Below are 23,626 nucleotides of genomic sequence, written 5' to 3'. Positions count from 1 at the left end.
CGGTGGTGCTGACCCTTCACGCCGACGCGCGCGGCCGGGCGTACGCGGTGCGCGGCGAGTGGATCGAGGCGGTGGGATCCCTGGCGGAGCTCACCGCCGCGCTGCCGACCGCCCGTGTCCGCCAATGGCCCGGCATCCTCACGCCGGGCCTGATCAACCCGTACGGCCCGGAGCTGCTGGACCACGCCTACCATCCGGACCCGCGCGAGGCACCCGAACTGGGCACCGAGCCCCTGACCGGCGACGCGCTGGCGGCCCTCCCGATGGACGACGCCCGCTGGGGCGCGAGCGCCCGCCGGGGCCTTCAACGCATGCTGGCCCACGGCACGGTGGCGATCGCCGGAACCCCGGCCCGCCCGACGGTGGCCGCGGCGGTACGCCGGTCGGGCATCGGGGTGGTGGGCAGACTCGGTGACCCCGGCGGAGTCCCCGCCCTCGACCCCTTCGCGGGCGGCCGCCCGGCGGATTTCCCACCGCCCAGGGAAGCGGGCTCGGCCGCGAGCTTCGCCGTCTTCGACGCACGGGACGAGACGGAACTGTCCGCCCGTGGTGCGGCCACCTGCATGGCAACAGTCGTGGCGGGCCGCCTCGTGTACCGCCGGCGGTAGAACGTTCTGGGGCGCGGTGAACCGCGCAAGCGCTTCCGGAGCGCCGGGAGCGGCAGAGGCCTTCAGGGGCGCGGGGAACTGCGCGACCAGCCCCCCACTACCCGCACAGAACCACCCACCGGCGGAAGCCCACCCCCCGGCCAGGAGCCGCACCACCCTCCAGGCCGGCGGGCTGCAACAATGAAGCCGTGACCCGCGCCTCCTTGAACAAGCAGCCCCACGAAGTCGCCTCCATGTTCGACGACGTAGCGGAACGCTACGACCTCACGAACGACGTCCTGTCCCTCGGCCAGGACCGCGTATGGCGCAAGGAGGTCGCGAAGGCGGTAGACGCCCGCCCCGCCCAGAAGGTCCTCGACCTCGCCGCCGGCACGGCCACCTCGTCCCTCCCCTTCACCCGCGCCGGCGCCTACGTCGTCCCCTGCGACTTCTCCCTCGGCATGCTCCAGGTCGGCAAGCAGCGCCACTCCTGGCTCCCGTTCACCGCGGGCGACGCGACCCGCCTGCCGTTCCGCGACGACGTCTTCGACGCGGTGACGATCTCCTTCGGCCTGCGCAACGTGCAGGACACGGACGCCGCCCTGCGCGAGATGTACCGCGTCACCCGCCCCGGCGGACGCGTCGTGATCTGCGAGTTCTCCCACCCGACGTGGGCACCCTTCCGCACGGTCTACACCGAGTACCTGATGCGCGCCCTGCCGCCGGTCGCCCGCTCGGTGTCCTCGAACCCGGACGCGTACGTCTATCTCGCCGAGTCCATCCGCGCCTGGCCCGACCAGCCCGCCCTCGCCGACCGGCTGAAGGCGGCCGGCTGGTCGAAGGTGGCGTGGCGGAACCTGACGGGCGGCGTGGTGGCCCTGCACCGGGGCTTCAAGCCCACCACCCCCGCCTGACGGCCCCGGCGGCCCCGGCGGCCCCGGCGGTCAGTGGATCGCCTCGAACGCGTCCCCGGGCTGGTCCAGCTCCCGCTGCATCCCGCCACTGGGCGGATTCGGAATCCGCGGCTCCCGCACGCCCGCGCCTCCGCCGCCCTCACCCTCGCCGAGGTCGAACCACACGGTGACCACCGCGCCGAGCGGCACCTCCACACCGGGCGGCGGGTACTGCCGTACGACATAGTCGACGACCGTGTGGTCGAAGTCCGGTCTGTCGGGCGCGGCGAGCATGACCCCGTGCGACGTGGCCGCCTCGCGGGCGTCCATGGCCATCAGTCCGACGAGCTTCGGTACGCGCACTTCGGGCTTTTCGCGTGGTATGCGCACAGATGTCACCCCCAGCGGTACTGGCAGGGTAACCGCCAAGGGGTGTCATCCGGAAGCGCCAAGTATCGTTCTGTAGCCGACCGTTACTGTGAGTCACAGATCAAGTCGGTAGCAGTGGCCCTGCTTTTTGCTCGTCGGCGCCGTGAAGACCTCCGCGAGCCGCATCCCGAGCCGCTGGGTCACCGCGATCGAGCGGGCGTTGGCCGCGTAGACCATCGCGATCACGCTGCTCGTGCCGGTGGCCCGCACCCGCTCCAGCGTCTGCTGCGCCGCGGCCGTCACATACCCCTTGCCCCAGTGCTCCCGGCCCAGCCGCCAGCCGATCTCGATCTCGCCCTTGGGCCCCCACTCGCCGGGCCAGGGCTGGGCGCCCGTGAAGCCGAGCACCCGGTCCTCCTCGTCGAGGACGGTCCACAGACAGAAGCCGCGTTCGGCGTCGTGTCTGCGCTGGCGCGCGGTGAGCTCCTCGTAGACGGACAGCTCGGCGGATTTCCCGCCATGGAACTCCATGACGTCCGGATCGTCGAAGATCCGATGCCATACGACGGCGTCCTCGTCGGTGGGGACACGCAGCCGTACCACGGGGAGAGCTCGGTTCACGGGGTATCCCTTCGGCCGGTTGATCAATTCTGCTGAATAGACTGCCCATGTCCAGTGCCGGTCGGCACGCAGATTTCGAGCTTTGGGGAGATCCCGTCGTGACCGAGCCTCTGTCGGACAACACCGCGGATGTGATCGTCGTGGGCGCCGGACCGGCCGGCGCCACGACCGCGTACCACCTGGCCAGGGCCGGGCTCGACGTACTGCTCCTGGAGAAGACCGAGTTCCCGCGCGAGAAGGTGTGCGGTGACGGGCTCACCCCGCGGGCCGTCAAACAGCTCGTGGCGATGGGCATCGACATCTCCGAGGAGGCCGGCTGGCTGCGGAACAAGGGCCTCCGCATCATCGGCGGCGGCTCCCGGCTCCAGCTGGACTGGCCGGATCTCGCCGCCTACCCGAACTACGGCCTGGTCCGTAAGCGCGACGACTTCGACGAGCAGCTCGCCCGCCAGGCCCAGAAGGCCGGCGCCCGTCTCTACGAGCGCTGCAACGTCGGCTCCGCCCTCATCGACGACCGCACCGGCCGGATCACCGGCGTGCGGGCCAAACTCGGCGAGGAGAAGCGCGAGGTGACCTTCCACGCGCCGCTCGTGGTCGCCGCCGACGGCAACTCCACCCGGCTGTCCCTCTCGATGGGGCTGCACCGGCGCGAGGACCGCCCGATGGGCGTCGCCGTACGGACGTACTTCACCTCGCCCCGCCACGAGGACGACTACCTGGAGTCCTGGCTCGAACTCTGGGACCGCCGCGGCCCCCAGGACCGCCTCCTGCCCGGCTACGGCTGGATCTTCGGGATGGGCGACGGCACGTCCAATGTCGGCCTCGGTGTCCTCAACACCTCCGACTCCTTCAAGGAACTGGACTGGCGCGAGGTCCTCAAGGCCTGGTGCGCCTCCATGCCGGAGGACTGGGGCTACACGCCCGACAACATGACCGGCCCGATCCGCGGCGCCGCCCTGCCCATGGCCTTCAACCGCCAGCCGCACTACACCAAGGGCCTGTTGCTCGTCGGCGACGCCGGCGGCCTGGTGAACCCCTTCAACGGCGAGGGCATCGCCTACGCCATGGAATCCGGCCAGATCGCCGCCGACATCACCGTCCAGGCCTTCGCGCGCGCCACCCCGGCCCAGCGCGAGATCGCCCTCCAGCGCTACCCGCGCGTCCTCAAGGACACCTACGGCGGCTACTACACGCTCGGCCGCGCCTTCGTGAAGCTCATCGGCAACCCGAAGGTCATGAAGCTCGCCGCCGAACGCGGGCTCACCCACCCGATGCTGATGAAGTTCACCCTGAAGCTCCTCGCCAACCTCACCGACCCCACGGGCGGCGACGCGATGGACCGCATCATCAACGGCCTGAGCAAGGTGGCCCCCAAGGCCTGAACCGGCGGGAGCGCCGGGCGGGCCGGGGGCCGGGAGGGTCGGGGGGGCCGGGAGGGTCGGGGGGCCGGGCGGGGCCGCGCGGGCCGTGCCGGCGGCCGGATATCGGGCTTACGGGTGGGGCCGTCCGTCCCTACCCTCCCGTAACCATGACAACAGAACCCACCCCCCACCACCCCGGGCTCCGGCCGGGCCCGTCGCGCAGACGCTTCCTCGCCGGGACCGGGGTGACGGCCGGCGCCCTCGCCGTGGGCGCCGCGGGGAACGCCGTGGCCGCCCCGGCCGGCAAGCGGGTCGCCGTACTCGGCGGCGGCGTCTCCGGACTGAGCGCCGCCCACGAACTCGCCGAACGCGGCTACCGCGTCACCGTCTACGAGTACTACGACGTCCTCGGCGGCAAGGCCCGCTCGATGGACGTCCCCGGCAGCGCGGCGGGCGGCCGCAAGCCGCTGCCCGGCGAGCACGGCTTCCGTTTCTTTCCCGGTTTCTACCGGAACCTCCCGGACACCATGCGCCGCATCCCCGTCCCCGGGAACGCCGACGGCGTACGCGGCAACCTCCGCGGCGGCACCGAAGCCCTGTTCGCCCGCGCGGACGGCCGCCCCGACCTGCACTTCCCGCTGCGCCGCGTCACCACCCCGCCGCCGCTCGGCACCCTCACCCCGTCCTGGATCCGCGACCAGCTGCTGTCCGTCCTCGACCTCGGCACCCGGCTCCCCGCGCACGAGGCCGCCTACTTCGCCAACCGGGTCCTGGTCCACCTCACCAGCTGCGACGCCCGCCGCGAGGACCAGTGGGAGAAGACCACCTGGTGGGAGTTCATCCGCGCGGAGGAGATGAGCGCCGAGTACCGCACCCTCCTCGGCATCGGCCAGACCCGCAATCTGGTCGCCACCCGCGCGGAGGTCGCCTCCACCCGTACCGTCGGCCGCGTCATCATCGAGGCCCTGCTGCTGTGGGGCCTGCTCGGCCGGGGCATGGACGGCCCCGACGCCGACATCGACCGGGTCCTCAACGCCCCCACGAGCGAGGCCTGGATCGACCCCTGGCAACGGCACCTGAGCTCACTGGGCGTCGAGTTCGTGCTCGGCACGCGCGTGCGGGACATCGCCTACGCCGGCGGCCGCGTCACGGGCGTCCACGTATCGGCGCGCGACGGCGGCCAGGACCGTACCGTCACCGCCGACCACTACGTCTGCGCCCTGCCCGTCGAACACGCCCTCGGCACCTGGGGCCCGGCCCTGCGCGCCGCCGACCCGCAGCTCGCCCGCTGCGCGGCGCTGCGCACGGACTGGATGACCGGCGTGATGTTCTACCTGCGCACGCCCACCCCGGTCGTGCACGGCCACGTCAACTGCCTCGACTCGCCCTGGGCGGTGACGGCCGTCGGCCAGGCCCAGTTCTGGGACGGACGGGACTTCGCGCGCGACTACGGCGACGGCCGCGCCCGCGACTGTCTGTCCGCGATCATCTCCGAGTGGGACAAACCCGGCATCCTCTACGGCAAGCCGGCCCGCGCCTGCACCCAGGAGGAGGTCGTCGCCGAACTCTGGGCCCAACTCAAGGACGGCCTCAACGACTCCGGCAAGACCACCCTCACCGACGCCGACCGCCTCGGCTGGTTCATGGACCCGGCTGTGACGGGCCTGGGCAGCCCGGACCCGCAGAACCGCGAGCAGCTCCTCATCCACCCCACCGGGACGCTCCACAACCGCCCCACGGCCCGCACAAGGGTCCCCAACCTCTTCCTCGCCGGCGACTACGTGCGCACGGATGTCGACCTCGCGAGCATGGAGGGCGCCAACGAGTCGGCCCGCCTCGCCGTCAACGCCCTCCTCGACGCGGACAATTCGGACGCCGAGCCGTGCCGGGTCCACGAGCTGTACCGCCCGCCGGAGCTGGAACCCCTCAAGCGCGTCGACGCCCTGCGCCACGCGCTGGGCCTGCGCAACACCTTCGACCTCGGGTAGTCCCCGCGTTCGTGCGGAGAAACGGACGGGGCCGCTGCCCCCGAGCGGCTGCGGCCCCGTCCGTACGGTGTTCGCGGTGTTCGCGGTGTTCGCACACCTCCCGCGTCAGAGCACGCGTACCGCGCCCGACGCCGGGTACCCGGAGAGGTCCTGGATGACAACGCCCTTGGAGGGGTTCGCCGCGTCCAAGTACTGCCCGTTTCCGACATATACGCCCACGTGGTACGCGGAGCCCTTACCGCCCCAGTACAGGATGTCGCCCACCTGGAGGTTGGACGTGCCGACCTCGGTACCGACCATCGACTGGTCCTGCGAGACCCGGGGAAGGTCCACGCCGACCTGCTTGTAGGCGGCCTGGACGAGGCTGGAGCAGTCCCACGCGCTGGGGCCGGTGGCGCCCATGACGTAGGCGTCGCCCAGCTGGGCCTTCAGGAACGAGATCACCGTCGCGACGCTGCCACTGCTCGGCACCGACAGGTCGGAGCCGCTCTCGACGCCACCGCCGTTCGACGTGGTGGTGAGGGTCGTGCGCTCGGCGTCACGCGCGGCACGCTCGGCGGCTGCCTTGCGGGCCTCCTCAGCTGCCTTCTTCTTGGCCTCGGCCTTCTTCTTGGCGTCCGCCAGGTCGAGCTTGGCCTTCTTCGCGGCGTCGGCGGCCGCGGCGTCGCGCTCGGCCTCCAGCTCGTAGTTGGCCGCCGCCAGCTGCGTGGCGTAGGCGGACTTCGAGACCTGGACGGACAGGTCGGCCGTCAGGGTGGGCAGTTCGAGCGTCTGCGTCACCGGCTCGGCGGCGTTCGCCGTGGCCGCCGACGCGCCGCCTACTGCGACGGTGCTGAGGATGCCACCGGCAACTCCGGCCCGCATCGCGAGCGTCGAGGCGCTGCGCTGCCGGGGCTTCCGGTGGCTTCGTATGTGAGCGGTGTGGGACATGGGACCAACCGGTATCAGGGGCTCCTCCATACCTTCAAGAAACGTGTGGTGCGCCACAGTTGTTCAATGGGAGTCCCGAATCCCGGGCGTGTCACTCTTTATTGACGCCGTAACGGACATTGCGGACGGGCCGTAATCAGCCTGTGATCATGGACTTTCATCGTTACGCCCGAATTGCCCCGCACCTACCACCAGTTGCGAAGGTTGGCCAAGCCCGGTTCTCAGGCGCCTCTCATGAATGTGGCGGAGGTCACGGAACGGTTACCCGGGTGGGTGCGTCTTGTGTCGGCCGCCTGCTCCGGCCCCGCTCGTGAATGCGTGCACACGTCCACACCCGTCCTCCGGCTCCCTCTGATGTGTGAACGCGTCCCACTATCAAGCGCTCCGGTCCAACTCCAATTTGCATGCAGCGGAACCATCTTGATATGGAGACGCCCTCTCTGAGCTGCTCTGACTTGCGAAAATGTCACCAATGGTGATCGCTCGGACGCTTCACGTGCGAAGATCACCGCTCATCCGACTTCATGATCGTTCGTCAGGTGGTGGAGATCACAAAGCTTGTGCAATACCCCGTGTCGCAGATCACAGAGCGGCGGGCATAAGATGCGGAGCAGTTGGGCTTGTGACCTGCTTCACATGTTCTCGATCTTCGCCGGAACGAGCGGGACTGGTGGGGCAGATGCGAGCCCATGAACCACCGCCAGCAGTCAGCGCCGACTGAGAGGAGCGAGGAGCGGTGAACGCGTATGCGCCCATCCTCGTACTGGGAGCCCTCGGGGCAGGCTTTGCGATCTTCTCCGTGGTCATGGCCACGCTGATCGGTCCGAAGCGGTACAACCGCGCCAAGCTCGAAGCGTACGAGTGCGGAATCGAGCCGACCCCCACGCCGGCCGGCGGCGGGCGCTTCCCCATCAAGTACTACCTGACGGCGATGCTCTTCATCGTCTTCGACATCGAGATCGTCTTCCTCTACCCGTGGGCCGTCACCTTCGACGCCCTGGGTGTCTTCGGGCTCGTGGAGATGCTGCTCTTCGTGCTCACCGTCTTCGTCGCCTACGCGTATGTGTGGCGTCGCGGCGGCCTGGAATGGGACTGAGGGGCCTTTAAGTCATGGGACTCGAAGAAAAGCTGCCGAGCGGATTCCTGCTGACCACCGTCGAGCAGGCCGCGGGATGGGTGCGCAAGTCGTCCGTCTTCCCCGCCACGTTCGGCCTGGCCTGCTGTGCCATCGAGATGATGACCACCGGAGCCGGCCGCTACGACCTGGCGCGCTTCGGCATGGAGGTCTTCCGCGGCTCACCGCGCCAGGCCGACCTGATGATCGTGGCCGGCCGGGTCAGCCAGAAGATGGCGCCGGTGCTGCGGCAGGTCTACGACCAGATGCCCAACCCCAAGTGGGTGATCTCCATGGGGGTCTGCGCCTCGTCGGGCGGCATGTTCAACAACTACGCGATCGTCCAGGGCGTCGACCACGTCGTCCCCGTCGACATCTATCTCCCCGGCTGCCCGCCGCGGCCCGAGATGCTGATGGACGCGATCCTCAAGCTGCACCACAAGATCCAGAACTCCAAGCTCGGCGTGAACGCCGAGGAGGCGGCCCGGGAGGCCGAGGAAGCGGCGCTCAAGGCCCTGCCGACCATCGAGATGAAGGGGCTGCTGCGGTGAGCGACGCCAGCGGAGCCAAGGGAGCCAAACCGGGCGACGGGGCCGGCGGGACCGGCGGGACCGGCGACGGTGGCGGGGGTGGCGGGGTCAACCCCGAGAAGGACCTCGCGGCCTCCAACCTCCCCGGTCAGCGGGGCGACGGCGGTGAGGAGATCCGCGTCCAGCGCGGCATGTTCGGCGCCAACAACGGCGGCGACACCTCCGGCTACGGCGGCCTGGTCCGCTCGGTCCGCCTCCCGGGACCCTCCAACCGCCCCTACGGAGGCTGGTTCGACGAGGTCGCCGACGAGCTGGAAGGCGCCCTGGAGGAACAGGGACTGCTCCCCGAGAACGCGATCGACAAGACGATCGTCGACCGCGGCGAGCTCACCTTCCACATCGAGCGCGAGCACCTGGTGCGGGTCGCGAGCACCCTGCGCGACGACCCGGCCCTGCGGTTCGAACTGTGCACCGGCGTCAGCGCCGTGCACTACCCGAACGACAAGGGCCGCGAGCTGCACGCCGTCTACCACCTGCGCTCGATCACCCACAACCGGCTGATCCGCCTCGAAGTCAGCGCCCCGGACAGCGATCCGCACATCCCGTCCCTGGTCCCGGTCTATCCGACCAACGACTGGCACGAGCGCGAGACCTACGACTTCTTCGGCATCGTCTTCGACGGTCACCCGGCGCTGACGCGGATCATGATGCCGGACGACTGGCAGGGCCATCCGCAGCGCAAGGACTATCCCCTCGGCGGCATCCCCGTCGAGTACAAGGGCGCCCAGATCCCGGCTCCGGACCAGCGGAGGTCGTACTCATGAGCACGCAGCACGCCACTCCGCGCGAGACCACCGAGGGCACCGTCTACACGGTCACCGGTGGCGACTGGGACGAGGTCGTCCAGTCCGCGGCCCGCGCCGACGACGAGCGCATCGTCGTCAACATGGGACCCCAGCACCCCTCCACCCACGGAGTGCTCCGCCTCATCCTGGAGATCGACGGCGAGACGGTCACCGAGGCCCGCTGCGGCATCGGCTACCTGCACACCGGCATCGAGAAGAACCTCGAATACCGCACGTGGACCCAGGGCACCACCTTCGTCACGCGCATGGACTACCTCACGTCCTTCTTCAACGAGGCCGCCTACTGCCTCGCCGTGGAGAAGCTGCTCGGCATCGAGGACCAGATCCCCGACCGCGCGACGATCATCCGGGTGCTCCTGATGGAGCTGAACCGGCTCTCCTCCCACCTGGTGTGCATCGCCACCGGCGGTATGGAGCTCGGCGCGACCACGATCATGATCTACGGATTCCGTGACCGCGAGATGATCCTCGACATCTACGAGCTCATCACGGGCCTGCGGATGAACCACGCGTACATCCGCCCCGGCGGACTCGCCCAGGACCTGCCGCCCGGCGCGGTGGACCAGATCCGCGAGTTCGTGAAGAAGATGAACAAGAACCTCCCCGAGTACGACAAGCTCGCCACGGGGAACCCCATCTTCAAGGCCCGTATGCAGGACATCGGCTATCTCGACCTGGCCGGCTGCATGGCCCTCGGCGCCACCGGCCCGATCCTGCGCTCCACCGGTCTGCCGCACGACCTGCGCAAGACCCAGCCGTACTGCGGCTACGAGAACTACGACTTCGACATCCCGACCGCCGACACCTGCGACGCCTACGGCCGCTTCCTCATCCGCCTGGAGGAGATGCGCCAGTCGCTGAGGATCGTCGAGCAGTGCCTTGACCGGCTCCAGCCCGGCCCGGTCATGGTCGGCGACAAGAAGATCGCGTGGCCCGCCCAGCTCGCCCTGGGTCCGGACGGTCTGGGCAACTCCCTCGACCACATCCGGCAGATCATGGGCACCTCCATGGAGGCCCTGATCCACCACTTCAAGCTGGTCACCGAGGGCTTCCGGGTCCCGCCCGGCCAGACCTACGCGGCCGTCGAGTCCCCCAAGGGCGAACTCGGCGTACACGCCGTGTCCGACGGCGGCACCCGCCCCTACCGGGTCCACTTCCGCGACCCGTCCTTCACCAACCTTCAGGCCATGGCGGCGATGTGCGAGGGCGGCCAGGTCGCCGACGTCATCGTCGCCGTCGCGTCCATCGACCCCGTGATGGGAGGCGTCGACCGGTGACCACCTCATCCTCGGAACGCGGTGTCAGCCTGGGCATGCCCCAACTGCCCGCGCCCGACTACCCGGACGACGTCCGGGCCCGCCTGGAGGCCGACGCCCGCGAAGTCGTCGCCCGCTACCCGGACTCCCGGTCCGCCCTGCTGCCGTTGCTGCATCTCGTGCAGTCGGAGGAGGGCCATGTCACGCGCACCGGGATGCAGTTCTGCGCGGACGTGCTCGACCTGACCACGGCCGAGGTCACCGCGGTCGCCACCTTCTACACCATGTACCGCCGCAAGCCGAGCGGCGACTACCAGGTGGGCGTGTGCACCAACACGCTCTGCGCGGTGATGGGCGGCGACGCGATCTTCGAGGCGCTCCAGGAGCACCTGGGCGTCGGCAACGGGGAGACCACCGGCGACGGCAAGGTCACCCTGGAGCACATCGAGTGCAACGCGGCCTGCGACTTCGCGCCGGTGCTGATGGTCAACTGGGAGTTCTTCGACAACCAGACCGTGCAGAGCGCGAAGCAGCTGGTCGACGACCTGCGCACCGGCCGTGACGTGACGCCCACCCGCGGGGCGCCGCTGTGCACCTTCAAGGACACCGCCCGCATCCTGGCGGGCTTCCCCGACGAACGCGACGGGGCGGTGGCGGGCGGCGGCAGCGCCGGACCCGCGTCCCTGGTGGGACTCCGCCTGGCCAAGGGGGAGACCGGACCGGCGCGCGTGGTCCAACCGCGAGAGGGCGGCCCGGACAGCGGGCCGCGGGACGGGGCCCTGCACGAGCCCTCGCCCACCGAGCACCTGAGCTCACACGACGCGCCGCAGGACACGTCGGCATCCGATCCGGCCCACCCGGCGGGTCCTGCCGCCGAGGAGGGGGAGTGATGACGTTGGCACCCGAACTGAAGGACACCAGTCCGGAGAAGCTGCTCGCACCCGTGTTGTCGTCCTTCTGGGACGAGGACGAGTCCTGGACGCTGGACGTCTACCGAAGGCACGACGGGTACGAGGGGCTCCGCAAGGCTCTCGCGATGTCGCCGGACGACCTGATCGCGTACGTCAAGGACTCCGGTCTGCGCGGGCGCGGTGGGGCGGGATTCCCGACCGGAATGAAATGGCAGTTCATTCCGCAGGGTGATGGGAAACCGCACTATCTAGTTGTCAACGCCGACGAATCGGAGCCCGGAACCTGCAAGGACATTCCGCTCCTCTTCGCGAACCCGCACAGCCTCGTCGAGGGCATGATCATCGCGTGTTATGCCATCAGGTCTTCGCATGCCTTCATCTATCTGCGTGGTGAAGTCGTCCCCGTGCTGCGGCGGTTGCACTCGGCCGTCGCCGAGGCCTACGCGGCGGGCTTTCTCGGCGAGAACATCCTGGGCAGCGGGCTGAACCTCGACATCACCGTGCACGCGGGCGCGGGCGCGTACATCTGCGGTGAGGAAACCGCACTGCTGGACTCGCTGGAAGGCCGCCGTGGCCAACCGCGGCTTCGTCCTCCTTTCCCTGCCGTCGCGGGCCTCTACGCATGCCCGACTGTTGTGAACAACGTGGAGTCCATCGCGTCGGTTCCCGCCATTCTGAACAACGGCAAGGAATGGTTCAGGTCGATGGGCAGCGAGAAGTCCCCGGGCTTCACGCTCTACTCGCTCAGCGGCCATGTCACGAGCCCCGGCCAGTACGAGGGCCCGCTCGGCATCACCCTGCGCCAGCTGCTCGACATGGGCGGCGGCATGCGGGCCGGCCACCGGCTGAAGTTCTGGACGCCGGGCGGCTCCTCGACGCCGATGTTCACCGACGAGCACCTCGACGTCCCGCTCGACTACGAGGGGGTGGGCGCCGCCGGCTCGATGCTCGGCACCAAGGCCCTCCAGTGCTTCGACGAGACGACCTGCGTGGTCCGCGCCGTCACCCGGTGGACCGAGTTCTACGCCCACGAGTCCTGCGGCAAGTGCACACCCTGCCGTGAAGGCACCTACTGGCTCGTCCAGTTGCTCCGCGACATCGAGGCCGGCAAGGGCGCGATGTCCGACCTGGACAAGCTCAACGACATCGCCGACAACATCAACGGCAAGTCCTTCTGCGCCCTCGGCGACGGCGCGGCTGCGCCGATCTTCTCCTCGCTGAAGTACTTCCGCGAGGAGTACGAGCAGCACATCACGGGCCGCGGCTGCCCCTTCGACCCGGCCAAGTCGACGGCCTGGGCCGATCGCACGGAGGTGAACGCATGACGGTGACCACGAGCGCTCCCGCCGGTGGCGGAGAGGCGGCGGTCCCGCCGGAAGACCTGGTGTCGCTGACCATCGACGGTGTCGAGATCAGCGTACCCAAGGGCACCCTGGTCATCCGGGCCGCCGAGAAACTCGGCATCGAGATCCCCAGGTTCTGCGACCACCCGCTCCTCGACCCGGTCGGCGCCTGCCGGCAGTGCATCGTCGAGGTCGAGGGCCAGCGCAAGCCGATGGCGTCCTGCACCATCACGTGCACCGACGGCATGGTGGTGAAGACCCAGCTGTCCTCGCCGGTCGCGGAGAAGTCGCAGAAGGGTGTGATGGAGCTTCTGCTCATCAACCACCCGCTGGACTGCCCGGTCTGCGACAAGGGCGGCGAGTGCCCGCTCCAGAACCAGGCCATGTCCCACGGCCAGGGCGAGTCCCGCTTCGAGGGCAAGAAGCGGACCTTCCAGAAGCCGGTGCCGATCTCCACCCAGGTACTGCTCGACCGCGAGCGGTGTGTGCTGTGCGCGCGCTGCACCCGCTTCTCCAACCAGGTCGCCGGCGACCCGATGATCGAGCTGCTCGAACGCGGCGCGCTCCAGCAGGTCGGCACCGGCGAGGGCGACCCCTTCGAGTCGTACTTCTCCGGCAACACCATCCAGATCTGCCCGGTCGGCGCGCTCACCTCGGCGGCGTACCGGTTCCGCTCCCGCCCCTTCGACCTGGTCTCCTCGCCGAGCGTGTGCGAGCACTGCTCCGGCGGCTGCGCCACCCGCACCGACCACCGGCGCGGCAAGGTCATGCGACGGCTCGCCGCCAACGAGCCCGAGGTCAACGAGGAGTGGATCTGCGACAAGGGACGCTTCGCGTTCCGCTACGCGCAGAGCACCGACCGGCTGCGCAACCCGCTCGTGCGCAACGCCGAGGGCGAACTCGAACCGGCCTCCTGGCCGGAGGCCCTCCAGATCGCCGCCCAGGGGCTGCTCGCCTCACGCGGCCGGACCGGAGTGCTGACCGGCGGTCGGCTGACCATCGAGGACGCCTACGCGTACAGCAAGTTCACGCGGGTCGCGCTCGACACCAACGACATCGACTTCCGCGCGCGGGTGCACACCGGCGAGGAGGCCGACTTCCTCGCCGCGCGGGTCGCGGGCCGCGGACACGACCTCGACGGTACGGGGGTCACCAACTCCTCCCTGGAGAAGGCACCGGCCGTCCTGCTCGTCGGGTTCGAGTCCGAGGAGGAGGCGCCCGGCGTCTTCCTGCGGCTGCGCAAGGCCTGGCGCAAGCACGGGCAGAAGGTCTTCTCGCTGGCCACGCACGCCACACGCGGTCTGCACAAGGCGGGCGGCACCCTGCTGCCGGCCGCCCCCGGCACCGAGACCGAGTGGCTGGACGCGCTCGCGAGCGGCACCGGCCTCGAAGGCCCCGGCGAGCAGGCCGCACAGGCGCTGCGGGCCGAGGGCGCGGTCATCGTCGTAGGAGAGCGGCTGGCCGCCGTGGCGGGCGGGCTGACCGCCGCCGTGCGGATCTCGACCGCGACCGGGGCCCGGCTGGTGTGGATTCCGCGGCGGGCCGGCGAGCGCGGGGCGATCGAGGCGGGTGCGCTGCCGTCGCTGCTGCCCGGCGGACGCCCGGCCACCGACCCGCGCGCGCGGGACGAGGTCGCCGCCGTGTGGGGCGTCGCCGAACTCCCGCACCGCTACGGCCGCGACACGGGCCAGATCGTGGAGGCCGCCGTCTCCGGCGAACTCCAGGCGCTGCTCGTCGCGGGCGTCGAGATCGCCGACCTGCCCGACCCGGCACGCGCGCGAGAGGCGCTCGACGCGGTCGGCTTCCTGGTCTCGCTCGAACTGCGGCCCAGCGAGGTCTCCCGCCACGCCGACGTCGTCCTGCCGGTCGCGGCGGTCGCCGAGAAGGCCGGCACCTTCCTCAACTGGGAGGGCCGGGTGCGCTTCTTCGACGCCGCCCTCAAGCCCGACCAGGTCACCGGCCGCCTGGCGCCGACCGACGCCCGCGTGCTCCAGATGCTGGCCGACGCCATGGACGTACACCTGGGTCTGCCCGATCTGCGTACCGCGCGGGCCGAGATCGACCGGCTGGGCGCCTGGGACGGACCGCGGGCGACCGAACCGGTCGAGACGGCCGCCCAGTTGCCGCGCCCGGCCGTCGGCGAGGCCGTGCTGGCCGGACACCGGCTGCTGCTCGACCAGGGCGTCCTCCAGCAGGGCGACCAGGCACTGGCGGGCACCCGACACGCCGCACACGCGCGCGTGTCGAGCGCCACGGCCGTCGAGGCGGGCGTCAAGGACGGCGAGCCGCTCGTGGTGACCGGCCCCGCCGGAACCGTCGAACTGCCGCTGCGGATCACCGAGATGCCCGACCGCGTGGTCTGGCTCCCGCTGAACTCCACCGGTGGCGGCGTCGCCTCCGACACCGGCGCGCTGCCCGGCTCCCTCGTCCGCATCGGCCCGGCGGCCCCCGCCGGCGAGGCCCCCCAGGAGGTGGAGGCATGAGCCCGTTCCTGGCCGCTGAAGACCTCTCGATGTTCGGCCGCGACCCCTGGTGGCTGGTCGTCGTCAAGGCCGTCTTCTGCTTCGCCTTCCTGATGATCACCGTGCTGTTCTCCATCGTGTGGGAACGCAAGGTCGTCGCCTGGATGCAGCTGCGCATCGGCCCCAACCGGCACGGCCCCTGGGGCATGCTCCAGTCGCTCGCCGACGGCATCAAGCTGATGCTCAAGGAAGACCTCATCGTCAAGCGCGCGGACAAGGTGATCTACGTCCTCGCGCCGGTCGTCGCCGCGATCCCGGCCTTCATGGCGATCGCGGTGATCCCGTTCGGCCCTGCGGGCAACGAGGTCTCGATCTTCGGCCACCGCACCACGATGCAGCTCACCGACCTGCCGATCGCGATGCTCTACGTCCTCGCGGTCGCCTCCGTCGGCATCTACGGCATCGTCCTCGCGGGCTGGAGCTCCGGATCCACCTACCCGCTCCTCGGCGGCCTGCGCTCCTGCGCCCAGATGATCTCCTACGAGATCGCCATGGGCGCCGCGTTCGCCTCCGTCTTCCTCTACTCGGGGTCGATGTCGACCTCGACGATCGTCGAGGCGCAGGCGGACCGCTGGTACGTGATCCTGCTGCCGGTCTCCTTCATCATCTACATCGTCACGATGGTCGGGGAGACCAACCGCGCCCCGTTCGACATGCCGGAGTCCGAGGGCGACCTGGTCGGCGGCTTCAACACCGAGTACTCGTCGATCAAGTTCGCGATGTTCATGCTCGCCGAGTACGTCAACATGGTGACGGTCTCCGCGGTGTCGGTGACGCTCTTCCTCGGCGGCTGGCGCGCCCCCTGGCCCGTCTCCACGTTCTGGGAGGGCGCGAACCACGGCTGGTGGCCGATGCTCTGGTTCGTGATCAAGGTCCAGCTGCTGCTGTTCTTCTTCATCTGGCTGCGCGGCACGCTGCCCCGCGTCCGCTACGACCAGCTGATGAAGCTCGGCTGGAAGGTCCTCATCCCCGTCTCGCTGGTCTGGCTGATGCTGGTCGCGACCGTGCGGACGCTGCGCAACGAGAACTACGACTTCGCCGACATCGCCCTCTACGTGGGCGCCGGCGTCCTCGCTCTGCTGTTGCTCTCCTTCCTCGTCGACATGTTCCGCGACCGCGGCAAGCCAGGGCCCGAAGTGCCCGCCGAGACCGCCGGGTTCGACCCGATGGCCGGCGGATTCCCGGTTCCGCCGCTGCCCGGACAGGAGCTGGCACCCGTACCCAGGCGCCCCTCGCGCCGGGAGCGGGAGCTGATTGTCAGTGGCGCACCCGATACTCACAGTGACGGATCGACGGATGGAAAGGAGGCGTCCGATGGCTGAGGAACCCAAGGAGGCCGGGGCCGGGTCCAAGTCGCCTGGTTTCCAGAACCCCGTGGCCGGCTTCGGCGTGACCTTCAAGGCCATGTTCAAGAAGCGGCTGACGGAGCAGTACCCGGAGCAGCAGAAGACCACTGCCCCCCGGTTCCACGGACGGCACCAGCTCAACCGCCATCCGGACGGCCTGGAGAAGTGCGTCGGCTGCGAGCTGTGCGCCTGGGCCTGCCCCGCCGACGCGATCTACGTGGAGGGCGCGGACAACACCGAGGAGGAGCGCTACTCCCCGGGCGAGCGGTACGGGCGGGTGTACCAGATCAACTACGCCCGCTGCATCCTGTGCGGCCTGTGCATCGAGGCGTGCCCCACCCGCGCGCTGACCATGACCAACGAGTTCGAGCTGGCCGACTCCAGCCGCGCCAACCTCATCTACACCAAGGAGCAGCTGCTTGCCGGTCTGGACGAGGGCATGGTCGACTCGCCGCACTCGATCTTCCCCGGCACGGACGAACAGGACTACTACCGGGGCCTGGTGACCGAGGCCGCGCCCGGCACGGTCCAGCAGGTCGCGGTCTCCAAGGGCGAGCGGTATCCGTCGGCGAGCCCTTCGGGCGCGGTCACGGACGAGGAGGTGGACGTATGAGCGCGCAGCTCGCCGCCTACTCCACCTCCACCGGCGAGGCCGTGCAGTTCTGGGTCCTCGGCACGGTCGCGGTGATCGGCGCCCTGTGCACCGTGTTCATGCGGCGGGCCGTGCACAGCGCGCTCTGTCTCGCCGGAACAATGATCATCCTGGCGGTGTTCTACCTCGCCAACGGGGCCTACTTCCTGGGCGTCGTGCAGATCATCGTCTACACCGGCGCGATCATGATGCTGTTCCTGTTCGTGGTGATGCTGGTCGGTGTCACCGCGGCGGACTCCCTGACCGAGACCATCAAGGGCCAGCGCTGGCTCGCCCTGGTCTGCGGCCTCGGCTTCGGCGTCCTGCTGATCGGGGGCATCGGCAACGCCTCGCTGTCCGAGTTCAACGGCCTCGCGACGGCGAACGCCAACGGCAACGTGGAGGGCCTCGCGTCCCTCATCTTCACGAAGTACGTGTTCGCCTTCGAGATCACCGGCGCCCTGCTGATCACCGCCGCCGTCGGCGCCATGGTGCTCACCCACCGCGAGCGCATCGAGCGCGCCAAGACCCAGCGCGAGCTGGCCGAGGAGCGTGTGCGCGAGGGCAAGCACCTGCCGCCCCTGCCGGCCCCGGGTGTGTACGCGCGGCACAACGCGGTGGACATCGCGGGCCTGCTGCCCGACGGCACCCCCTCCGAGCTCACCGTCAGCAGCACGCTGCGTGAGCGCGGCCAGATCCGCGACGTGTCCACGGAGGCCATCAACGACCTGCGGGCGCTCGAACAGCGCGCGGAGGAGCGCCTGGAGCGGGACGAGATCGAGCCGCCGCACTTCAAGCGGACCGAGGAGGCGTCGAAGTGAACCCGGTCAACTACCTCTACCTCGCCGCCCTGTTGTTCACGATCGGCGCGACGGGCGTGCTGATCAGGCGGAACGCGATCGTGCTGTTCATGTGCGTCGAGCTGATGCTCAACGCCTGCAACCTCGCCTTCGTGGCCTTCTCCCGTATGCACGGCAATCTCGACGGACAGGTCATCGCCTTCTTCACGATGGTCGTCGCCGCCGCCGAGGTCGTGGTCGGACTCGCGATCATCGTGTCCCTGTTCCGCGCCCGCCACTCGGCCTCGGTCGACGACGCCAGCCTGATGAAGCTGTAAGGGGTCGGAAGAATCGTGGAGAACCTGATTGCGCTGCTCGTCGCGGCGCCTCTGCTCGGAGCCGCCGTCCTGCTGTGCGGTGGCCGCCGGCTCGACGCCGTCGGCCACTGGATCGGCACACTCCTGTCGTTCGTCTCCTTCGTGTTCGGCGTGATCCTCTTCGCCGATCTGCTGGGGGCGGACGCCGAGCACCGGACGCTGACGCAGCACCTGTTCAGCTGGATCCCCGTCGAGGGCTTCCAGGCGGACATCGCCTTCCGCCTCGACCAGCTGTCGATGACGTTCGTCCTGCTGATCACCGGCGTCGGCTCGCTCATCCACCTGTACTCGATCGGGTACATGGAGCACGACGAGCGCCGCCGCCGCTTCTTCGGCTATCTCAACCTGTTCCTCGCGGCGATGCTCCTGCTGGTCCTCGCCGACAACTACCTGCTGCTGTACGTCGGCTGGGAGGGCGTCGGTCTCGCCTCCTACCTGCTCATCGGCTTCTGGCAGCACAAGCCCAGCGCGGCCACCGCCGCCAAGAAGGCCTTCCTGGTCAACCGCGTCGGTGACGTCGGCCTGTCCATCGCGATCATGCTGATGTTCACCACGTTCGGCACCTTCGCCTTCGGACCGGTCCTCGGCAGCCACGAGGAGGAGGGCCTGGTCGGCGGCGCGAGCGAGGCCACGCTCACCGGCATCGGCCTGATGCTGCTGCTCGCCGCGTGCGGCAAGTCCGCCCAGGTGCCGCTCCAGTCCTGGCTCGGGGACGCGATGGAGGGCCCGACCCCGGTCTCGGCCCTGATCCACGCCGCGACCATGGTGACCGCGGGTGTCTATCTGATCGTCCGCTCCGGCGCGATCTTCAACGCCGCCCCGGACGCCCAGCTCGTGGTGACCATCGTCGGCGCGGTCACGCTGCTGTTCGGTGCGATCGTCGGTTGCGCCAAGGACGACATCAAGAAGGCGCTGGCCGGCTCGACGATGTCGCAGATCGGCTACATGATCCTCGCCGCGGGCCTCGGCCCCATCGGCTACGTCTTCGCGATCATGCACCTGGTGACACACGGCTTCTTCAAGGCCGGACTGTTCCTCGGCGCCGGCTCGGTCATGCACGGCATGAACGACGAGGTCGACATGAGGAAGTACGGCGGCCTGCGCACGTACATGCCGGTCACCTTCGTCACCTTCGGCCTCGGCTACCTGGCGATCATCGGCTTCCCGGGCCTGTCCGGCTTCTTCTCCAAGGACAAGATCATCGAGGCGGCGTTCGCCAAGGGCGGCACCGAGGGCTGGATCCTCGGCGGCGCGGCCCTGCTCGGCGCGGCCATCACCGCGTTCTACATGACGCGCGTGATGCTGATGACCTTCTTCGGCGAGAAACGCTGGCAGCCCGACGAGAACGGCAACGAGCCGCACCCGCACGAGTCCCCGAAGACCATGACGATCCCGATGATCGTGCTGGCGATCGGATCGGTCGCGGGCGGCGCCTTCTTCAGCATCGGCGACCGCTTTATGCACTGGCTGGAGCCGATCACCGGCCACGACCACGGACACTCACCGGTCAGCGCGACGACCGTCACCCTGTCCACCGTCGCGGTCATGGTCATCGGCGTGGGCATCGCCTGGGCGCAGTACGGCAGGCGCCCGGTCCCGGTCACCGCCCCGCGCGGCTCGCTGCTCACCCGGGCCGCCCGCCGCGACCTGCTCCAGGACGACTTCAACCACGTCGTCCTGGTCCGCGGCGGCGAGCACCTCACACGCTCCCTGGTGTACGTCGACCACAGCCTGGTCGACGGAGTCGTCAACGGCACGGCGGCCTCGGTCGGTGGGCTCTCCGGACGACTGCGCCGACTTCAGAACGGCTACGCGCGGTCGTACGCGGTCTCCATGTTCGGCGGTGTGGCGATCCTGATCGCCGCGACCCTGCTGATGAGGGCGGTCTGATACCGATGTCCTTTCCCCTGCTGACAGCGACGGCGGCACTTCCCGCCCTCGGGGCGATCGCCACGGCAGCCGTACCGGCCGCGCGGCGCACCGCCGCGAAATGGCTGGCGCTGCTGTTCTCGCTCGCCACGCTTGTGCTGGCCATCGTCGTCCTGGTCCGCTTCGACCCGGGCGGCGACCGCTACCAACTCACCGAGTCGCACTCCTGGATCGCCGAGTTCGGAGTCCGCTACGAACTGGGCGTGGACGGCATCGCGGTCGCGCTGATCGCGCTGACCGCCCTGCTGATCCCGTTCATCGTCCTCGCGGGCTGGCACGACGCCGACCCGCTGGAGACCGGCAACAAGCGCTGGCGGCCCACCCAGGGCTTCTTCGCGCTGATCCTGGCCGTCGAGGCGATGGTGATCATCTCCTTCGAGGCGACCGACGTCTTCCTCTTCTACATCTTCTTCGAAGCCATGCTCATCCCGATGTACTTCCTCATCGGCGGCTTCGGGGACCGGGCCCACGCGGGCACCGACGAGAACGCGGCGGCCCAGCGGTCGTACGCGGCGGTGAAGTTCCTCCTCTACAACCTGGTCGGCGGCCTCATCATGCTGGCCGCGGTGATCGGCCTCTATGTCGTCGCCGGGAACTTCTCGCTCACCGAGATCGCCCAGGCGCGCGCCAGCGGCGAGCTCACCATGGCGACCAGCACCGAACGCTGGCTGTTCCTCGGCTTCTTCTTCGCCTTCGCGGTGAAGGCGCCCCTGTGGCCGCTGCACACCTGGCTGCCCAACGCGATGGGGGAGTCCACCGCCCCGGTGGCCGTCCTCATCACCGCGGTCGTCGACAAGGTGGGCACCTTCGCGATGCTGCGGTTCTGCCTCGGGCTGTTCCCGGAGGCCAGCAAGTGGGCGACGCCCGTGATCCTGGTGCTCGCCGTGATCAGCATCATCTACGGGGCGCTGCTCGCCGTCGGCCAGCGGGACATCAAGCGCCTTGTGGCGTACGCGTCGATCTCCCACTTCGGCTTCATTGTGCTGGGCATCTTCGCGATGACCAGCCAGGGCCAGTCGGGCGCGACGCTGTACATGGTCAACCACGGCATCTCGACGGCCGCGCTGATGCTGGTCGCCGGCTTCCTGATCTCCCGGCGCGGCTCGCGGCTCATCGCGGACTACGGGGGAGTGCAGAAGGTCGCCCCGGTGCTCGCCGGCACGTTCCTGATCGGCGGCCTGGCGACGCTGTCGCTGCCCGGACTCGCCCCGTTCGTCAGTGAGTTCCTGGTCCTGGTCGGCACGTTCGCGCGCTACCCGGTGATCGGCATCATCGCCACCGCCGGCATCGTGCTCGCCGCGCTGTACACGCTGGTGCTCTACCAGCGGACCATGACCGGACCGGTGCGGGCCGAGGTCGCGAAGATGCCGGACCTCAGGGTCCGTGAACTCGTCGTCGTCGCCCCGCTGATCGCGCTGCTGATCGTCCTGGGCGTCTACCCGAAGCCGCTCACGGACATCGTCAACCCGGCGGTCAGGCACACCATGTCCGACGTGGACAAGAAGGACCCCCAGCCCGAGGTGGAGGCGGCCAAGTGAGCGCATCAGCCGTCCACAGCCTGTGGACAAACGCGGCCGACCCGATCTCGAAGATCGACACGCCGAAGATCGAGTACGGACAGCTCTCGCCCATCCTGATCGTCGTCGGCGCGGCGATCATCGGGGTGCTCGTCGAGGCGCTCGTCCCCCGCAAGTCCCGTTACTACGTGCAGATGTTCGTGTCCGTTGTCGCGCTGGCCGCCGCGTTCGCCGCGGTCGTCGCGCTGGCGGCCGACGGATACGCCAACACCAAGGCCGGCATCGTCGCGATGGGCGCCGTCGCGGTCGACGGACCCGCCCTCTTCCTCCAGGGCACCATCCTGCTGGCCGCGGTGGTCGGTCTGTTCACCTTCGCCGAGCGGCGGCTCGACCCCGAACAGCACGGCAACCGGGTCGACTCCTTCGCCGCCCAGGCCGCCGCCGTGCCGGGCAGCGACAACGAGAAGGCCGCCGTGAAGGCCGGGTTCACCACCACCGAGGTGTTCCCGCTGCTGCTCTTCGCGGTCGCCGGCATGCTCCTCTTCCCGGCGGCGAACGACCTGCTGACGCTGTTCGTCGCCCTGGAGGTCTTCTCCCTGCCGCTGTACCTGCTGTGCGCCCTCGCCCGCCGCAAGCGGATGATGTCGCAGGAAGCGGCCGTGAAGTACTTCCTGCTCGGCGCGTTCGCCTCCGCGTTCACCCTGTTCGGCATCGCGCTGCTGTACGGCTACTCCGGCTCGATGTCGTACGCGACGATCGCACAGGTCGTCGACGGCACGCTCACCACCGTCGACCCGGCCCTCGCGGACACCATGGGCAACGACGCGCTGCTGCTCGTCGGCAGCGCGCTGATCGTGATGGGCCTGCTGTTCAAGGTCGGTGCGGTCCCGTTCCACATGTGGACGCCGGACGTCTACCAGGGCGCACCGACCCCGGTGACGGGCTTCATGGCGGCGGCGACCAAGGTGGCCGCGTTCGGCGCGCTGCTGCGGATCCTCTACGTCGTCCTGCCCGGACTGCGCTGGGACTGGCGGCCGGTCATGTGGGCCGTCGCGATCATCACGATGCTCGGCGGTGCGATCGTCGCGATCACCCAGACCGACATCAAGCGGCTGCTGGCGTACTCGTCGATCGCGCACGCGGGGTTCATCCTCGCCGGTGTCATCGCGATGACACCGGACGGTGTCTCCTCGGTGCTCTTCTACCTGGCCGCGTACTCCTTCGTCACGATCGGCGCGTTCGCCGTGGTGACGCTGGTGCGCGACGCGGGCGGCGAGGCCACGCACCTGTCCAAGTGGGCCGGGCTCGGCCGCCGGTCGCCGCTGGTGGCGGCCGTGTTCGCGGTCTTCCTGCTGGCCTTCGCCGGCATCCCGCTGACCTCCGGGTTCGCGGGCAAGTTCGCCGTGTTCAAGGCGGCGGCGGAGGGCGGGGCGGCCCCGCTGGTCGTGGTCGGTGTGATCTCGTCGGCGATCGCCGCGTTCTTCTACATCCGGGTGATCGTGCTGATGTTCTTCAGCGAGCCCCGGCCGGAGGGCCCGACCGTCGCCGTCCCGTCCCCACTGACGATGACGGCGATCGGTGTCGGCGTGGCGGTCACCCTCGTCCTGGGCGTGGCACCGCAGTACTTCCTGGATCTCGCGGGAGACGCGGGGGTGTTCGTGCGCTGACGCGGACGAGGCGTGCACGCTTGTACGGGCGGCGGCCCGGCATCCCTATGGGGTGCCGGGCCGCTGTGCTGCGGACGCGTGGTGCGGGC

21 protein-coding genes are annotated in these 23,626 nt (G+C 69.6%); 18 read left to right on the top strand and 3 right to left on the bottom strand.

What is annotated here, in order from left to right:
* The first annotated feature begins 5 nt into the window (after positions 1-5).
* Complete coding sequence (locus ACIQAC_RS14110; protein WP_402190739.1) at positions 6-608, top strand: hypothetical protein; 603 nt, start codon at positions 6-8, stop codon at positions 606-608.
* A 188-nt stretch (positions 609-796) separates the two neighbouring features.
* Positions 797-1,501, top strand: a complete 705-nt coding sequence (locus ACIQAC_RS14105) for a demethylmenaquinone methyltransferase (protein WP_402190332.1) — start codon at positions 797-799, stop codon at positions 1,499-1,501.
* A gap of 30 nt (positions 1,502-1,531) precedes the next feature.
* Here the strand turns inward: ACIQAC_RS14105 and ACIQAC_RS14100 are convergent, their stop codons facing one another.
* Positions 1,532-1,843, bottom strand: a complete 312-nt coding sequence (locus tag ACIQAC_RS14100; protein WP_402190329.1) for a PASTA domain-containing protein — start codon at positions 1,841-1,843, stop codon at positions 1,532-1,534.
* Positions 1,844-1,963: 120 nt separating this feature from the next.
* A complete protein-coding gene (locus ACIQAC_RS14095) occupies positions 1,964-2,470 on the bottom strand; it encodes a GNAT family N-acetyltransferase (RefSeq protein WP_402190327.1) in 507 nt (168 codons plus the stop codon).
* Positions 2,471-2,517: 47 nt separating this feature from the next.
* Here ACIQAC_RS14095 and ACIQAC_RS14090 point away from each other — a divergent pair, with 47 nt between their 5' ends.
* Both ACIQAC_RS14090 and ACIQAC_RS14085 read left to right on the top strand, forming a co-directional pair.
* Positions 2,518-3,852, top strand: coding sequence for a geranylgeranyl reductase family protein (locus tag ACIQAC_RS14090; protein ID WP_402190325.1), 1,335 nt, complete (start codon positions 2,518-2,520; stop codon positions 3,850-3,852).
* Positions 3,853-3,998: 146 nt separating this feature from the next.
* Positions 3,999-5,819, top strand: a complete 1,821-nt coding sequence (locus ACIQAC_RS14085) for an FAD-dependent oxidoreductase (RefSeq protein WP_402190322.1) — start codon at positions 3,999-4,001, stop codon at positions 5,817-5,819.
* A 105-nt stretch (positions 5,820-5,924) separates the two neighbouring features.
* On the opposite strand, the gene ACIQAC_RS14080 is transcribed toward ACIQAC_RS14085, so the two are convergent.
* Positions 5,925-6,779 (bottom strand): C40 family peptidase, encoded by an 855-nt coding sequence (locus tag ACIQAC_RS14080; protein WP_402190319.1) that lies wholly within the window; start codon positions 6,777-6,779, stop codon positions 5,925-5,927.
* A 706-nt stretch (positions 6,780-7,485) separates the two neighbouring features.
* On the opposite strand from ACIQAC_RS14080, the gene ACIQAC_RS14075 reads away from it, so the two are divergent.
* From ACIQAC_RS14075 to nuoN, 14 genes are read left to right on the top strand one after another with little or no spacing between them, the layout of a single operon-like run.
* The gene (locus ACIQAC_RS14075; protein WP_007383963.1) at positions 7,486-7,845 is read left to right on the top strand and encodes an NADH-quinone oxidoreductase subunit A; all 360 of its coding nucleotides are present in this window, start codon (positions 7,486-7,488) and stop codon (positions 7,843-7,845) included.
* 14 nt (positions 7,846-7,859) lie between these two features.
* Positions 7,860-8,414 (top strand): NADH-quinone oxidoreductase subunit B family protein, encoded by a 555-nt coding sequence (locus tag ACIQAC_RS14070; RefSeq protein WP_161166212.1) that lies wholly within the window; start codon positions 7,860-7,862, stop codon positions 8,412-8,414.
* A complete protein-coding gene (locus ACIQAC_RS14065; protein ID WP_402190316.1) occupies positions 8,411-9,217 on the top strand; it encodes an NADH-quinone oxidoreductase subunit C in 807 nt (268 codons plus the stop codon). Before ACIQAC_RS14070 ends, ACIQAC_RS14065 begins: the two co-directional genes overlap by 4 nt.
* Complete coding sequence (locus ACIQAC_RS14060) at positions 9,214-10,536, top strand: NADH-quinone oxidoreductase subunit D (RefSeq protein WP_402190314.1); 1,323 nt, start codon at positions 9,214-9,216, stop codon at positions 10,534-10,536. The genes ACIQAC_RS14065 and ACIQAC_RS14060 overlap by 4 nt, the downstream gene beginning before the upstream one ends.
* Positions 10,533-11,405 (top strand): NADH-quinone oxidoreductase subunit NuoE, encoded by an 873-nt coding sequence (gene nuoE, locus ACIQAC_RS14055; RefSeq protein WP_402190312.1) that lies wholly within the window; start codon positions 10,533-10,535, stop codon positions 11,403-11,405. Before ACIQAC_RS14060 ends, nuoE begins: the two co-directional genes overlap by 4 nt.
* Positions 11,405-12,751, top strand: a complete 1,347-nt coding sequence (gene nuoF, locus ACIQAC_RS14050; RefSeq protein WP_402190309.1) for an NADH-quinone oxidoreductase subunit NuoF — start codon at positions 11,405-11,407, stop codon at positions 12,749-12,751. The genes nuoE and nuoF overlap by 1 nt, the downstream gene beginning before the upstream one ends.
* A complete protein-coding gene (locus ACIQAC_RS14045) occupies positions 12,748-15,252 on the top strand; it encodes an NADH-quinone oxidoreductase subunit G (RefSeq protein ID WP_402190307.1) in 2,505 nt (834 codons plus the stop codon). The genes nuoF and ACIQAC_RS14045 overlap by 4 nt, the downstream gene beginning before the upstream one ends.
* On the top strand, positions 15,249-16,613 hold the full coding sequence (gene nuoH, locus ACIQAC_RS14040) for an NADH-quinone oxidoreductase subunit NuoH (protein WP_402190306.1): 1,365 nt from the start codon (positions 15,249-15,251) through the stop codon (positions 16,611-16,613). Before ACIQAC_RS14045 ends, nuoH begins: the two co-directional genes overlap by 4 nt.
* Positions 16,606-17,250 carry an NADH-quinone oxidoreductase subunit NuoI gene (nuoI, locus tag ACIQAC_RS14035; protein WP_402190303.1) on the top strand — a complete coding sequence of 215 codons (645 nt, stop codon included), beginning with the start codon at positions 16,606-16,608 and terminating at the stop codon, positions 17,248-17,250. Before nuoH ends, nuoI begins: the two co-directional genes overlap by 8 nt.
* Positions 17,247-18,089 (top strand): NADH-quinone oxidoreductase subunit J, encoded by an 843-nt coding sequence (locus ACIQAC_RS14030; protein WP_402190301.1) that lies wholly within the window; start codon positions 17,247-17,249, stop codon positions 18,087-18,089. Before nuoI ends, ACIQAC_RS14030 begins: the two co-directional genes overlap by 4 nt.
* Positions 18,086-18,385 carry an NADH-quinone oxidoreductase subunit NuoK gene (gene nuoK, locus ACIQAC_RS14025; protein WP_351837913.1) on the top strand — a complete coding sequence of 100 codons (300 nt, stop codon included), beginning with the start codon at positions 18,086-18,088 and terminating at the stop codon, positions 18,383-18,385. Before ACIQAC_RS14030 ends, nuoK begins: the two co-directional genes overlap by 4 nt.
* Positions 18,386-18,400: 15 nt before the next feature.
* Entirely contained in the window at positions 18,401-20,314 is a 1,914-nt protein-coding gene (gene nuoL / locus ACIQAC_RS14020) for an NADH-quinone oxidoreductase subunit L (protein ID WP_402190298.1), read from the top strand.
* Between the two features lie 5 nt (positions 20,315-20,319).
* Complete coding sequence (locus tag ACIQAC_RS14015) at positions 20,320-21,891, top strand: NADH-quinone oxidoreductase subunit M (RefSeq protein ID WP_402190295.1); 1,572 nt, start codon at positions 20,320-20,322, stop codon at positions 21,889-21,891.
* Positions 21,888-23,537, top strand: a complete 1,650-nt coding sequence (gene nuoN, locus ACIQAC_RS14010; RefSeq protein ID WP_402190293.1) for an NADH-quinone oxidoreductase subunit NuoN — start codon at positions 21,888-21,890, stop codon at positions 23,535-23,537. Before ACIQAC_RS14015 ends, nuoN begins: the two co-directional genes overlap by 4 nt.
* Positions 23,538-23,626: the final 89 nt, after the last annotated feature.

Source organism: Streptomyces sp. NPDC088387 (assembly GCF_044753385.1).
Lineage (GTDB): Bacteria > Actinomycetota > Actinomycetes > Streptomycetales > Streptomycetaceae > Streptomyces.
The sequence above is the reverse complement of the archived record's forward strand: the minus strand, read 5'-3'. Positions and strand labels throughout refer to the sequence as shown.

Excerpts from the sequence above, each read along its gene's own strand:
- ACIQAC_RS14090 (WP_402190325.1), top strand. The coding sequence starts at position 2,518 with ATGTCCAGTGCCGGTCGGCACGCAGATTTCGAGCTTTGGGGAGATCCC.
- ACIQAC_RS14085 (WP_402190322.1), top strand. The coding sequence starts at position 3,999 with ATGACAACAGAACCCACCCCCCACCACCCCGGGCTCCGGCCGGGCCCG.
- ACIQAC_RS14080 (WP_402190319.1), bottom strand. The coding sequence starts at position 6,779 with ATGGAGGAGCCCCTGATACCGGTTGGTCCCATGTCCCACACCGCTCAC.
- ACIQAC_RS14070 (WP_161166212.1), top strand. The coding sequence starts at position 7,860 with ATGGGACTCGAAGAAAAGCTGCCGAGCGGATTCCTGCTGACCACCGTC.
- ACIQAC_RS14060 (WP_402190314.1), top strand. The coding sequence starts at position 9,214 with ATGAGCACGCAGCACGCCACTCCGCGCGAGACCACCGAGGGCACCGTC.
- nuoF (WP_402190309.1), top strand. The coding sequence starts at position 11,405 with ATGACGTTGGCACCCGAACTGAAGGACACCAGTCCGGAGAAGCTGCTC.
- ACIQAC_RS14045 (WP_402190307.1), top strand. The coding sequence starts at position 12,748 with ATGACGGTGACCACGAGCGCTCCCGCCGGTGGCGGAGAGGCGGCGGTC.
- nuoH (WP_402190306.1), top strand. The coding sequence starts at position 15,249 with ATGAGCCCGTTCCTGGCCGCTGAAGACCTCTCGATGTTCGGCCGCGAC.
- nuoI (WP_402190303.1), top strand. The coding sequence starts at position 16,606 with ATGGCTGAGGAACCCAAGGAGGCCGGGGCCGGGTCCAAGTCGCCTGGT.
- ACIQAC_RS14030 (WP_402190301.1), top strand. The coding sequence starts at position 17,247 with ATGAGCGCGCAGCTCGCCGCCTACTCCACCTCCACCGGCGAGGCCGTG.
- ACIQAC_RS14015 (WP_402190295.1), top strand. The coding sequence starts at position 20,320 with ATGTCCTTTCCCCTGCTGACAGCGACGGCGGCACTTCCCGCCCTCGGG.